The organism is Limnohabitans sp. MMS-10A-178 (genome assembly GCF_003063375.1).
GTDB lineage: Bacteria > Pseudomonadota > Gammaproteobacteria > Burkholderiales > Burkholderiaceae_C > Limnohabitans_A.
In genome coordinates this window covers 106,222-119,167 of sequence record NZ_NERY01000004.1, presented here as the reverse complement: position 1 = coordinate 119,167, position 12,946 = coordinate 106,222, and the positions used below count along the sequence as shown (strand labels likewise).

General features: G+C 53.7%; 10 protein-coding genes. 9 read left to right on the top strand and 1 reads right to left on the bottom strand.

Annotated features, from left to right (window positions below):
- The first annotated feature begins 93 nt into the window (after window positions 1–93).
- From B9Z32_RS13735 to B9Z32_RS13720, 4 genes are all read left to right on the top strand, one after another.
- Entirely contained in the window at window positions 94–636 is a 543-nt protein-coding gene (locus B9Z32_RS13735) for a DUF2889 domain-containing protein (RefSeq protein ID WP_233248330.1), read from the top strand.
- A 113-nt stretch (window positions 637–749) separates the two neighbouring features.
- Window positions 750–2,084: a tRNA (N6-isopentenyl adenosine(37)-C2)-methylthiotransferase MiaB gene (miaB, locus tag B9Z32_RS13730; RefSeq protein ID WP_108422079.1), complete on the top strand. Its 1,335-nt coding sequence runs from the start codon at window positions 750–752 to the stop codon at window positions 2,082–2,084.
- A 9-nt stretch (window positions 2,085–2,093) separates the two neighbouring features.
- A complete protein-coding gene (locus tag B9Z32_RS13725) occupies window positions 2,094–3,458 on the top strand; it encodes an aromatic ring-hydroxylating dioxygenase subunit alpha (protein WP_108422001.1) in 1,365 nt (454 codons plus the stop codon).
- A gap of 10 nt (window positions 3,459–3,468) precedes the next feature.
- On the top strand, window positions 3,469–4,983 hold the full coding sequence (locus tag B9Z32_RS13720; protein ID WP_108422000.1) for a glutamine synthetase family protein: 1,515 nt from the start codon (window positions 3,469–3,471) through the stop codon (window positions 4,981–4,983).
- 9 nt (window positions 4,984–4,992) lie between these two features.
- Here the strand turns inward: B9Z32_RS13720 and ffh are convergent, their stop codons facing one another.
- Window positions 4,993–6,393, bottom strand: a complete 1,401-nt coding sequence (gene ffh / locus B9Z32_RS13715) for a signal recognition particle protein (protein ID WP_108421999.1) — start codon at window positions 6,391–6,393, stop codon at window positions 4,993–4,995.
- A 78-nt stretch (window positions 6,394–6,471) separates the two neighbouring features.
- On the opposite strand from ffh, the gene B9Z32_RS13710 reads away from it, so the two are divergent.
- From B9Z32_RS13710 to B9Z32_RS13690, 5 genes are all read left to right on the top strand, one after another.
- On the top strand, window positions 6,472–7,278 hold the full coding sequence (locus B9Z32_RS13710) for an inner membrane protein YpjD (protein ID WP_108421998.1): 807 nt from the start codon (window positions 6,472–6,474) through the stop codon (window positions 7,276–7,278).
- The gene (locus B9Z32_RS13705; protein WP_108421997.1) at window positions 7,275–7,553 is read left to right on the top strand and encodes a PP0621 family protein; all 279 of its coding nucleotides are present in this window, start codon (window positions 7,275–7,277) and stop codon (window positions 7,551–7,553) included. Before B9Z32_RS13710 ends, B9Z32_RS13705 begins: the two co-directional genes overlap by 4 nt.
- A 23-nt stretch (window positions 7,554–7,576) precedes the next feature.
- Window positions 7,577–8,146: a 1,6-anhydro-N-acetylmuramyl-L-alanine amidase AmpD gene (gene ampD, locus B9Z32_RS13700; RefSeq protein ID WP_108421996.1), complete on the top strand. Its 570-nt coding sequence runs from the start codon at window positions 7,577–7,579 to the stop codon at window positions 8,144–8,146.
- 433 nt (window positions 8,147–8,579) lie between these two features.
- Entirely contained in the window at window positions 8,580–11,492 is a 2,913-nt protein-coding gene (locus B9Z32_RS13695; protein ID WP_108422078.1) for a ribonucleoside-diphosphate reductase subunit alpha, read from the top strand.
- A gap of 159 nt (window positions 11,493–11,651) precedes the next feature.
- Window positions 11,652–12,860 carry a ribonucleotide-diphosphate reductase subunit beta gene (locus B9Z32_RS13690; RefSeq protein ID WP_108421995.1) on the top strand — a complete coding sequence of 403 codons (1,209 nt, stop codon included), beginning with the start codon at window positions 11,652–11,654 and terminating at the stop codon, window positions 12,858–12,860.
- The last annotated feature ends 86 nt before the right edge of the window (window positions 12,861–12,946 follow it).

Sequence of the window (12,946 nt, the reverse complement as noted above, 5' to 3'; positions counted from 1 at the left end):
ATTCAAAAGCCCCTGTTTAAATCGATAATGCTGCCATTGAACTTTAAATTGATGAGGCCGACATTGGCACTTCCAACACCCTCCCCCCGAAAATTGTCACACACACGCACGGTGGTCTATTCCGGTTTTGAACGGGAAGACGGTATGTGGGACATAGAAGCTGCACTCACTGACGTCAAAACCTACAACTTTGTGATTCCCAGCCAAGGCCCGCGCGAAGCAGGACAACCCATTCATGGCTTGAACATTCGCCTCACGGTAGACGACCAGTTCATCATCCACGAGGTGTTCACCGACATGGCTCACATTCCGCATCCAGAATGCGACCAGGCACCCCAAGGCATGCACCTATTGATTGGCTGCAAATTGGGTTCGGGCTGGCGCAAAGCCATTGACGCTCGAATTGGCGGCACCGCAGGTTGCACCCATTTGCGCGAAATGTTGTTCAACATGGCCACTGCGGCCTACCAAACCATTCCCTCTGCGCGCCAATTTAGAAACCAGCAAGCTGGACTGCCCGACGAGGTGCCCACCACGCCGCCGCCCCATGTGGGCAAGTGCATGTCTTGGGCCCTAGACGGTGCTGTGGTTCAGCGTCATTACCCCATGTTCTATCAAAAACCAAGCGATGCCTAAATTTCAAAGGGCACCACAGTCCCTGCGATAATCAGCCATTCTTCTGCGCGCTGCCATGGCGCACACCTTCCATCAGCCCCTGGATATAAACCAGTCACCGCTTGGAGTCTCTTGTGAGCAAAAAAGTATTTATCAAAACCTTCGGTTGCCAAATGAACGAGTACGACTCGGACAAAATGGCCGACGTCATGAAAGCCGCTGAGGGCTACGAGCCCACCCAAGACGTCGAAGAAGCCGATCTCATTTTGTTCAACACCTGCTCGGTGCGTGAACGCGCGCAAGAAAAAGTTTTCAGCGATTTAGGCCGCGTTAAGCACCTCAAAGAACGCGGGGTGCTCATTGGCGTGGGCGGCTGCGTGGCCAGCCAAGAAGGTGCCGATATCATCAAACGCGCGCCCTATGTCGACGTGGTATTTGGCCCGCAAACTTTGCACCGTCTGCCCGAACTCTTGGCCGCACGCAGCGCCAAAAAACGCCCGCAAGTAGACATCAGCTTCCCAGAGATTGAAAAGTTCGATCACCTGCCACCCGCCAAGATGGACGGCCCTACCGCCTTCGTATCCATCATGGAAGGTTGTAGCAAATATTGCAGCTACTGCGTGGTGCCTTACACGCGCGGCGAAGAGGTGAGTCGCCCCTTTGAAGACGTGTTGGTAGAAGTAGCAGGCTTGGCCGAACAAGGCGTGCGCGAAATTACCTTGCTGGGTCAAAACGTCAATGCGTATCGCGGCAAGATGGGCGACACCGCCGAGATTGCCGACTTTGCCCTGCTCATTGAATACGTGGCCGATATGCCAGGCATTGAACGCATTCGGTACACCACCAGCCACCCCAATGAGTTTACACAGCGCCTCATTGATGTGTACGCCAAGGTGCCCAAACTGGTCAGTCATTTGCACCTGCCAGTTCAGCACGGTTCCGACAAAATTTTGATGGCCATGAAACGCGGTTATACCGCGATGGAATACAAAAGCACCATTCGCAAATTGCGCGCCATCCGACCCGACATGGCCATGAGCAGCGACTTCATTGTGGGCTTCCCCGGCGAGACCGAAGAAGACTTCAACAAAATGATGAAGCTCATTGACGATGTGGGCTACGACACGAGCTTCAGCTTTATCTTCAGCCCACGTCCTGGCACGCCCGCTGCCAACTTGCACGACGACACACCGCACGACGTCAAGCTCAAGCGTTTACACCATTTGCAGGCCACCATTGAAGCCAACGTCAAACGCATTGGTGACACTCGCCTTAACACGGTGCAACGTATATTGGTAGAACGCCCCGCGCGCAAAGACGCCACCGAAATGGCGGGCCGCACAGAATGCAATCGGGTGGTCAACTTTCCAGCTGGCCCCAACGGCATGCGCCTGGTGGGTCAGATGGTCGATGTGCGCATCAACACTGCGCTGTCACACTCTTTGCGTGGCGACTTGGTTTTGCCTTAAAGTGGAATCATGAGAGCAGAACAAAATGAGCGCTTCACGCGCATTGGTCCAAGCACAGCATGTGGCGAAATGCTACGCCATTACTGGCACCCTGTTGCCCTGATGGACGAATTCAACCCCCAACTCGATCCACGCATGGCTGTCCGACCCGTCAAAGCGGTTCGGTTGTTGGGCCAAGATTTGGTCTTGTTCAAAAATGCGCAAGGTGAGTTTGGTTTGCTCGACCGCGACTGCCCACACCGAGGCGCCGATCTGGCCTTTGGACGCAACGAAGGCGATGGCCTGCGTTGTCCATTTCACGGCTGGAAATTTGACGTCACAGGTCAATGCCTCGAAACCCCTGCCGAGCCCAAGGGCAGTGTTTTGTGCACACGCATCAAACAGCGCAACTACCCTTTGCAAGAACGCAGTGGCATTTTGTTTGCCTGGATGGGGCCTGAAGGCAGTGCACCACCACCCCTGCCTGCTGTCGATTGTTTCGAAGCACCTGGCACCCACACCTTTGCCTTCAAAGGTTTGTGGAACTGCAATTGGCTCCAAGCCTTTGAAGTGGGCATCGACCCCGCTCATGCGTCTTTTTTACACCGCTTCTTCAACGACGCGTCTTTGGAAGACACCTACGGCAAACAATTTCGCGGTGCCAGCGCGGGCGAAATCGAGGGTGAAAAATGGCCCATGACCCGGGTCATGCGTGAGTTTGACAAGCCCGATATTGCTTACACAGAACAGCCTTATGGCTTGCAACTCACCACCCTCAGACACATGACAGACAAGTTGACGCATGTGCGCATCACCAACTCTTTGTTCCCCAACACCTTTGTGATTCCTTTGTCGGAAACCATGACCATCACGCAAATGCATGTGCCCGTGGACGACACGCACACCTATTGGTATGCGGTGTTCACCAGCTTTTCCGACCCCGTCAACAAAGAAGCCATGCGCAATCAGCGATTAGAGGCTGTCAGCTTGCCCGACTACATCCCCAAATCAGGTCGTCAAAACAATTGGGGCTTCAACCCAGAAGAACAAATGACCCGTACTTTTTTAGGCATGGGCGAGGACGACATCAATGTGCACGATCAGTGGGCCTGCGAAAGCATGGGCGCCATTCAAAATCGAACGCGTGAACACCTGGGCACTTCAGACAAAGTCATCATTGCCAACCGCCGCATGCTGGCCAAAGCCATCGACGATGTGGCGGCGGGTGCTTTGCCACCGGGTTTTGCCAAGCCTGAAGTTGCCGCCACTCGCTTTGGGCCCGACACGGTCGACGGCATCGCGCCTGCAGCAGACTGGGCTATTTGGGCACAGCAAACCATGCAAGCCAAACGCGATGGCGCACCTTGGGATGCAGCGGCACCCAAGCAGGTTTGAGTTCGGGCAGATGAGCACATTACCCGCCATCACTTTTGCCGACAAATGCGGCATCCAATCTCCAGAAAGACAAGCTCAAGTGCAGCGCGTTCTGGCTCTGGCTCAAGCCTCTGGCCTCGAATGGATCCGCTTGGTGTGGTGCGATGTGCACGGCAGTTTGCGCGGCAAAACTTGGGTCACTTCTGAATTGGCCAATGCTTTTTCTCAAGGCATGGGCATGGTCAGTACCTTGATGCTCAAAGACACTTCCGACCGCACCGTGTACAAGGTGTTTGAATCGGATATTAAAAACGACCTGCCTGGTTTTGAAGGCGCAAGCAATGTCATGCTGCTGCCCGATCCAAGCACCTTCAAAATTTTGCCTTGGGCGCCCAATACCGGTTGGCTGCTCTGCCAACCGTGGTTTCCCAGCGGTGAGCCTGTCAAGTACGACACCCGCCGAATATTACAAAGCGCAATTGAAAAATTGGCCGCCAAAGGCTGTGGCATGCGTTGTGGCCTTGAAGTTGAGTTTCACATTTACAAACTCAAAGATTCAGACCATGGTGCCGATGCCGATCCTGCGCAGGCCTCATGGCCTGGGCCCGCCCCTCTGGTCAGCATGATTCACCCTGGCTTCAACTTGCTCAACGAGTTGTGGTTTGACCGTGCAGAACCTGCACTGCGCATCGTCAAGCAAACCGCGCAAGACTTGGGCTTGCCCTTGTTGTCACTTGAAATTGAACTCGGCCCGAGCCAAGTGGAGGCCGTTTTCAAAGCCACCGATGCCCTCACCGCCGCCGACAACATGGTGTTGTTTAGAAGCGCAGTGAAGCAAGCCCTCAGACGCGCGGGCTACCACGCCACCTTCATGTGCCGACCGCCCTTTGACAACATCATGAGCAGTGGTTGGCACTTGCACCAATCGCTGTATGACTTGCCAACAGGTCAAAACTTATTTGCACGCACATCAACATCAGACATTCAAGAAGCGCAAGCCCACACCGCTCACGATGCGCGTCACACCCTGTCCAACATGGGGGCACATTATTTGGCAGGCTTGATGGCGCATGCCCAAGGCATGACCTCTTTGTGCACCACCACAGTCAATGGTTTTGGTCGCTTCAAGCCCAATGCGTTGGCGCCCCAAAGTATTTTGTGGGGCCGCGACAACCGTGGTGCCATGCTGCGTGTGGTGGGCGGTGCGGGCGATGCCGCAACACGCATTGAAAACAGACTGGGAGAGCCCGCGGCCAATCCTTACCTGTACATGGCCTCGCAAATTTTGGCGGGCCTAGACGGTATCGATAAAGCTTTGTCAGCACCGCCTGCAACAGATGCCCCTTATGACGCTAAAGCATCTCGCTTGCCCCTTACTTTGGGCGAAGCCATTGGACATTTGGGCGAAGACCAGGTTTTAAGCGCAGGATTGGGCCCTGACTTTGTACGCTATTACCAGCGCATCAAGCAGTCAGAACAAAGTCGTTTTAACGATGCTGAGGACAAAGTGGAATTTCAGCGGCGTGAGTACTTCGGCCGCATCTGATTAATAAGCTTAGCGCTTCATGCCGGGGAAGCCGCCCCCGCCACCCAAGCCGCCAAACCCGCCCATGCCCTTCATGCCGCCTAGGCGCTTCATCATTTTCATCATGCCGCCGCTCGACATTTTTTTCATCATGTCTTGCATCTGCTCAAACTCTTTGAGCAAGCGATTGACATCTTGCACTTGAACTCCGGCACCAATGGCAATGCGGCGCTTGCGTGTAGCCTTAATGAGCTCAGGCTTGCTGCGCTCTTTGGGTGTCATGCTGTGAATGATGCCTTGCTTGCGCGCAATGTCTTTTTCGGCTTTGCCTAAATCCATGTTGCCAGCTTTGGCGGCCAACTGAGACGGCAGCTTGTCCATCAAACTCGACAAGCCCCCCATTTGCTTCATCTGCTGAATTTGGGCCAAGAAATCGTTCAAATCAAAACCAGTACCGCTTTTGACTTTGGCCGCCAGTTTCTGAGCGGCCTCCATATCGACACCAGCCGTGACTTGCTCCACCAAGGCCAAAATATCACCCATGCCCAAAATACGGCCTGCATGCCGCTCGGCATCAAACACTTCGAGACCGTCAATTTTTTCGCTGGTACCGGCAAATTTAATGGGCGCACCCGTAATTTGGCGCACTGACAGCGCCGCACCACCGCGCGAATCGCCATCCATTTTGGTGAGCACAATGCCTGTGAGCGGCAAGGCATCTTTGAAGGCCTTGGCTGTGTTGGCAGCGTCTTGACCTTGCATGGCATCGACCACAAACAAGGTTTCGACTGGCTTCAATACAGCATGCAGCTCGCGAATTTCAGCCATCAGCGCTTCGTCAATGGCCAATCGACCTGCCGTATCGACCAGCAGCACATCAAAGAAATGTTTGCGCGCGTAATCAATGGCGGCGCGAGCAATGTCCAGGGGCTTTTGATCGGGGGAGCTGGGGAACCACTCAGCGCCGGCTTGCGCAGTGACGGTTTTCAACTGCTCGATGGCTGCGGGGCGGTACACGTCACCCGACACCGTCAGCACTTTTTTCTTGCGTTTTTCAATCAGGTGCTTGGCCAACTTGGCCGTGGTGGTGGTTTTACCTGCACCCTGCAAACCAGCCATCAAAATCACGGCGGGAGGTTGTGCCGCCAAGTTGATATCTGCCACGCCATCGCCCATGGTGGCGGCCAATTCTCGATTGACAATGGCCACCAAGGCCTGACCAGGCTTTAAAGAGCCCAGCACCTCTTGGCCCAAAGATTTTTCTTTGACGCGGGCAATGAAGTCGCGCACCACAGGTAGCGCAACGTCGGCCTCCAGCAGTGCCATGCGCACCTCGCGCAGCATGTCAGACACATTGGATTCAGTGATCCGCGCTTGTCCGCTGATTTGCTTAACGAGCTGCGAGAGTTTGTCGGTGAGGGCGGAGGCCATAGAGAAAATTTTTCATAAACCGTTAGCTTTTGAGCCCAATGCCAGATTGCAGCGGCCCAAAACGCTAAACTAGGAAGCATGATTTTAGCCAGTCAACCAGAATTGGCGATGTGGTTAGCTGTTTTAACCGCCATCGCCTATGCCATTCCTGCATTTGTAGCGCAGCGAATGGGCTCTAGCTTGACCCGTCGCGCCCTCTGGCTGGCTTGGGTTTTGCACGGCTTCACCCTGGCAGCGGGTTTGTGGGGCGAAACACCCCGATTTGGTTTTGCGCCCGCCTTGTCGGTCACGGTTTGGTGGGTTTTAACCGCTTACGCGGTTGAAACACAATACTTTCCGCAACTCAAAGCGCGCTGGGCCTTGGCCGCATTGGGCAGTGCAGCGGTTGCATTGGCTTGGTACTTCCCAGGCAAACCGCTTCAAGTTTCAGCCTCCATTTGGCTGCCCCTGCACTGGGCTTTGGGCATTGCGTCCTATGGCATGTTTGCCGCGGCAGTGGTGCATGCGGCACTCATGACCAGCGCCGAAATAGAAATTCGCAAGGGCAACGAAAACCAAAGCGGCTTGCCCCTGCTCACCCTCGAGCGTCTAATGTTTCGGTTTGTGCTGCTCGGCTTCATCTTGCTCACCCTAACCCTCATTGCCGGCATTGTGTTTGGTGAGCAGCTTTATGGCGCAGCAGGGGCTGAATGGAAATGGGATCACAAAACGGTGTTCTCCATCATGTCATGGCTCACCTTTGGGGCTTTGCTGGTGGGACGGCTTCAATTTGGTTGGCGCGGTAGGCGAGCTGTTCGGGTTCTGTACATAGGCTCGGCATTTCTGTTGTTTTCCTACGCTGGCTCACGCTTTGTGCTTGAGGTCATTTTGGGACGCACCCTTTGAAAATATTGATCTTTTTAGTGGCTGTGTTGTTTGGCGTTTGGTTGTGGCGCAAAAATCGTTTGCGTTCCCTCCAAGAAAAACAAAAAAACCAGGCCGAAAAGTCGGCCAAGGCTGGGCCACAAGCCGCCAACAGTCAAACCTCTTTGCAACCCAGCCCCATGCTGGCTTGCCATCACTGCGGCCTGCACATGCCTGAGTCCGACATGCTCAAGGGCCAAGCAGGGCCATATTGCTCCGAAGCACATCGCCAAGCTGCAGGCGATCGTGGGCTTTAAGTAAGCTCCAAGCCTGTACCTTCATGAACTTGAGTATGTGGCAACAAGGCTGGTATCGGGGCGCCGAAAAATGCGAGTCGCCCAACTTTGGTCAACGCCCACAGGCCGCCCACATCGATTTGATTGTGGTTCACTCCATCAGCCTGCCACCCGGCGAATTTGGCAATGGCGCAGTTCAGCAGCTCTTTACCAATCAGCTCAATTGGGAAGCTCACCCCTATTTTCAGTCGATTCGCGGCTTGGAAGTCTCTTCGCACTTCTTCATCGAGCGCACTGGCAAAGTTTGGCAGTTTGTCAGTTGCGACCAGCGTGCTTGGCATGCGGGCGTCTCAAGCTACAGGGGCCGCAGCAACTGCAACGACGATGCCATTGGCATTGAGCTGGAAGGCTTGGAAGGCGATAAATTTGAAGCCGCGCAGTACGATCAATTGGCACAACTCTGCCTTGCCTTGGCAGAGGCCTACCCCATCCAGCACATTGCTGGTCATGAACACATTGCACCGGGGCGAAAAAAAGACCCGGGTCCAGGTTTCGATTGGGCCTTGCTCCAAAAAAATGTGAACTGGCCGCCTCAGTACTTTCCCGATTTTTGAAAAATTTTCACAATAGTGAAAAAAATTTTTTTGATTTTTTCAACCCCTGCTTGCACCCATTTCGGCACAAACTGAACTGACTTATTTCTCAAAAAAGTATGTATTTGCAAGGCTTCGCGAGGGTAAATGCAAGCCGAAGCCCATCAGTTCTCATTCGCACTCAAAACGCGCAGGTTTTATGCGTGTTTCAAGGCAAGCTTTTTACGCCCTCAAACTGTGCAAATTGCACACTGTGAAAGGCTCTACAAAAGATGACTGTCTCACACACCCAACAAACCGCCTGTACACTACCCCTAGTGGCTTGTGTTCGACTCAGACCCCAGATATAGTGTCTCAACGCCAAAGACACGGTCGGTGGAAAATGATCCAAATCAGCCCCTTTGACGCCCAAAAATATATTAAAACCGAAACGCCTTTGACCACCGAGAACGCTATGCAAATTGAGCTCAATCAAACACCAACAAACACCAGCTTACTGAGCAACCCCCACCCCTCTTCCAATTCGCCAACCGCGGCGAATGCTTTGGCCAATTACCAAATCATCCGACGCAACGGCGCAGTGGTCCCTTTCGAACCCAACAAAATTGCGGTAGCCCTCATGAAAGCCTTCTTGGCGGTTCACGGTACGCAAGGCGCAGCGTCTGCCAGCGTGCGCGAAGTGGTCGAAAGCCTTACCCAAGCCGTGGTTCGCGCTTTGATGCGCTCACGCCCAGGTGGCGGCACCTTCCACATTGAAGATGTACAAGACCAGGTTGAACTGGGCCTCATGCGCAGCAGCAACCACGAAGTAGCCCGTGCCTACGTGCTCTACCGCGAGCGCCGCACGCAAGAGCGCGCCCAAATCAAAGAAGAAAAAGCAGCGGTCAGCGCTCACCCCACTTTGCATGTGATCGATGGCGGCCAACGCGTGCCCCTCGACATCAACTATTTACAAGGTCTCATCGTCAATGCCTGCCAAGGTTTGGGCAAGGACGTGCACCCCGATCCCATCGTGTCCGAAACCATGCGCAACCTGTACGATGGTGTGCCCATGGAAGAGGTGTACAAGGCGTCCATCTTGGCGTCGCGCACCCTGATCGAAAAAGATCCCGATTACACCTACGTCACCGCCCGCCTTTTGATGCACACCATTGCCAAAGAAGTCTTGGGCAAAGAAGTGCTCTTGAAAGACATGGCCACGCACTATGTCGATTACTTCCCCGGCTATGTGAAAAAAGGCGTGGAAAACGGCTTGCTTGATGAAAAACTCCTGCAATTCGACCTGAAAAAGCTGGCCAACGCCCTCAAAGCAGACCGCGATTTGCAATTCGATTACCTCGGTCTGCAAACCTTGTACGACCGCTACTTCCTGCACGTTCGCAAAACACGCATTGAGTTGCCCCAGTCTTTCTTCATGCGTGTGGCCATGGGCCTGGCCCTGAACGAAGCCGACCGCGAAGCCCGCGCCATCGAGTTCTACGAAGTCTTGTCTTCGTTTGACTTCATGTCCAGCACGCCCACACTGTTTAACAGCGCCGGTTTGCGCTCACAACTCTCAAGCTGCTACCTCACCACCGTGCCCGACGACCTCGACGGCATTTATGAGTCCATCAAAGAAAATGCTTTGCTGTCCAAATTTGCTGGCGGCTTGGGCAACGACTGGACTCGCGTTCGCGCTTTGGGCAGCCACATCAAGGGCACCAATGGCGAATCACAAGGCGTGGTGCCCTTCCTCAAAGTGGTCAACGACACCGCTGTGGCGGTGAACCAAGGCGGCAAGCGCAAGGGCGCGGTCTGTACTTACCTCGAAACTTGGCACCTCGACATTGAAGAGTTCCTCGAACTGCGCAAAAACACCGGCGACGACCGCCGCCGTACGCACGACATGAACACCGCCAACTGGATCCCAGACCTGTTCATGCGCCGCGTCATGGAAAAAGGCACTTGGACTTTGTTCTCGCCTTCTGATTGCCCCGATTTGCACGACAAGTTTGGCGTTGAATTCGAAAAAGCCTACGTGGCCTACGAACAAAAAGCCGCTGCTGGCGAAATCAAGCCCAGCCGCACCATCCAGGCCAACGACCTGTGGCGCAAAATGCTCTCCATGCTGTTTGAAACAGGCCATCCTTGGATCACTTTCAAAGACGCTTGCAACATTCGCTCGCCCCAGCAGCACGCCGGCGTGGTTCACTCCTCTAACTTGTGCACCGAAATCACCTTGAACACCAGCGACACCGAAACTGCGGTGTGCAACTTGGGTTCGGTCAACTTGCCACAGCACTTGATGGACGGCCCTAACGGCAAACTAATCGACCACGCCAAACTGCAGCGCACCATCAAAACGGCCATGCGCATGCTCGACAACGTGATCGACATCAACTACTACGCGGTCAAAAAGGCGCGTGACTCTAATATGCGTCACCGTCCTGTGGGCCTGGGCCTCATGGGCTTCCAAGATGCGCTGTACCAAATGCGCGTGCCTTACGCTTCTCAAGAAGCCGTGCAGTTTGCCGACACCTCCATGGAAGCCATCTGCTACTACGCTTACTGGGCCTCCACCGAGTTGGCAGCCGAGCGCGGCAAGTACTCTAGCTACCATGGTTCTTTGTGGGACCAAGGCATCATGCCTTTGGACACCCTCGACCTGTTGCAACAAGCCCGCGGTGGTTATGTTGAAGTTGACCGCAGCAGCACCATGGACTGGGATGCATTGCGCAAGAAAATTGCCAAAGACGGCATGCGCAACTCCAACTGCGTGGCCATTGCCCCTACCGCCACCATCTCCAACATCATTGGCGTAGACGCTTGTATCGAGCCTTGCTTCGGCAATTTGTCGGTCAAGTCCAACTTGTCTGGCGAATTCACCATCATCAACAGCTACTTGGTGCGCGACCTCAAGCGCCTGGGTCTGTGGGACGATGTGATGGTCATGGACTTGAAGCACTTCGACGGATCACTGCGCCCCATCGACCGTGTGCCGCAAGAAATCAAAGCCTTGTATGCCACCGCTTTTGAAGTGGAAACCACTTGGATTGTGGAAGCTGCCGCACGTCGTCAAAAATGGATTGACCAAGCACAGTCGCTCAACATTTACATGTCTGGAGCATCCGGCAAAAAGTTGGACGACACTTACAAGCTGGCCTGGTTGCGCGGTCTTAAAACTACTTACTACCTGCGCACCATCAGCGCAACACACGCCGAAAAATCAACTGTGTCCAACAACCAAATGAACGCAGTGTCATCTGGTTCAACAGCTGGTGGTGTCTCTGCATCCAATGCATCAGCACCTTCGCAGATCTCTGCAGTGCCCGCAACCGATGTGAAGTTCACAGCCATCGACGATGTCGGTTGCGAAGCTTGCCAATAACTTTTTAACTTTCAGGAAATTAGTTTTCTCCATCTCGAAATCACGACGAAGAAATACAATGCAAAAACGCAACACTTCTTCGCGTGATTTCATTTCATTTCAAAACATAGCTTTGCATTTCAATCGCAAGCTTTCATAATCCACTCATTGGAAATTTCTATGTTGTCCTGGGACGAATCATCTAAACCCGCGTTGCAACCTGCAATGCCAAGCTTCCCCCCAAGTGGTCCATCTGCCGATCGCTTTGCCGATCTGTCTTCATTCACTGTCAATACTTCTGCTGCACAAGTTGCTAGCCCTTCACCGATCATGTCAGCCGCAGGGACACAATCTGTTGCCGCTGGTGCAGCACGCCGCGTGAATGCTGCAGACAAACGAATCATCAACGGCCAAACCGACGTCAATCAGTTGGTTCCGTTCAAATACAAATGGGCTTGGGAAAAATACCTCGCCACTTGCGCCAACCACTGGATGCCGCAAGAAGTTAACATGACTCGCGACATTGCACTCTGGAAAGATCCCAATGGTCTGACAGAAGACGAGCGTCGATTGGTCAAGCGCAACTTAGGTTTCTTTGTCACAGCCGATTCTTTGGCTGCCAACAACATCACGTTGGGCACTTACCGTCACATCACAGCACCTGAGTGCCGCCAGTTCTTGCTGCGCCAAGCTTTTGAAGAGGCCATTCATACTCACGCTTATCAGTACATCACTGAGTCGTTGGGCTTGGACGAAAGCGAAATCTTCAACGCTTACAACGAAGTTCAGTCCATTCGCGACAAAGACGAGTTTCTGATCCCCTTCATCCATGCCATCATGGACCCGCACTTCAAAACGGGTACACAAGAAACTGACCAAACCCTCTTGAAGTCACTCATTGTGTTTGCTTGCCTCATGGAAGGCTTGTTCTTCTACGTTGGTTTCACACAAATTCTGGCTTTGGGCCGCCAAAACAAGATGACCGGCGCTGCCGAGCAGTACCAATACATCTTGCGCGACGAATCCATGCACTGCAACTTCGGCATCGACCTGATCAACCAGATCAAACTCGAGAACCCACAACTGTGGACTGCTGAGTTCAAAGCCGAAATCAATGAGTTGTTCATGAAAGCCGTAGAATTGGAGTACCGCTACGCTGAAGACACCATGCCCCGTGGTGTGCTCGGCCTCAATGCCTCCATGTTCAAAGGCTACTTGCGCTACATCGCCAACCGCCGTGCCACACAAATTGGCTTGGAAGCCCTCTTCCCCAACGAAGAGAACCCCTTCCCATGGATGAGCGAAATGATTGACTTGAAGAAAGAACGTAATTTCTTCGAGACCCGCGTCATTGAATACCAGTCGGGCGGTGCCCTGTCTTGGGACTAATTATTCAAGCATGACGATCCTGTTTAAACCTCACACCACGACCGCACTCAGCGGCGCTGGGGTGAGGTTTTCCCCCATTCAAGGTG

Coding starts and splice junctions, on each gene's coding strand:
- B9Z32_RS13695 (WP_108422078.1), top strand. CDS start 8,580: ATGCAAATTGAGCTCAATCAAACACCAACAAACACCAGCTTACTGAGC.
- B9Z32_RS13710 (WP_108421998.1), top strand. CDS start 6,472: ATGATTTTAGCCAGTCAACCAGAATTGGCGATGTGGTTAGCTGTTTTA.
- B9Z32_RS13720 (WP_108422000.1), top strand. CDS start 3,469: ATGAGCACATTACCCGCCATCACTTTTGCCGACAAATGCGGCATCCAA.
- ffh (WP_108421999.1), bottom strand. CDS start 6,393: ATGGCCTCCGCCCTCACCGACAAACTCTCGCAGCTCGTTAAGCAAATC.
- B9Z32_RS13725 (WP_108422001.1), top strand. CDS start 2,094: ATGAGAGCAGAACAAAATGAGCGCTTCACGCGCATTGGTCCAAGCACA.
- ampD (WP_108421996.1), top strand. CDS start 7,577: ATGAACTTGAGTATGTGGCAACAAGGCTGGTATCGGGGCGCCGAAAAA.
- B9Z32_RS13690 (WP_108421995.1), top strand. CDS start 11,652: ATGTTGTCCTGGGACGAATCATCTAAACCCGCGTTGCAACCTGCAATG.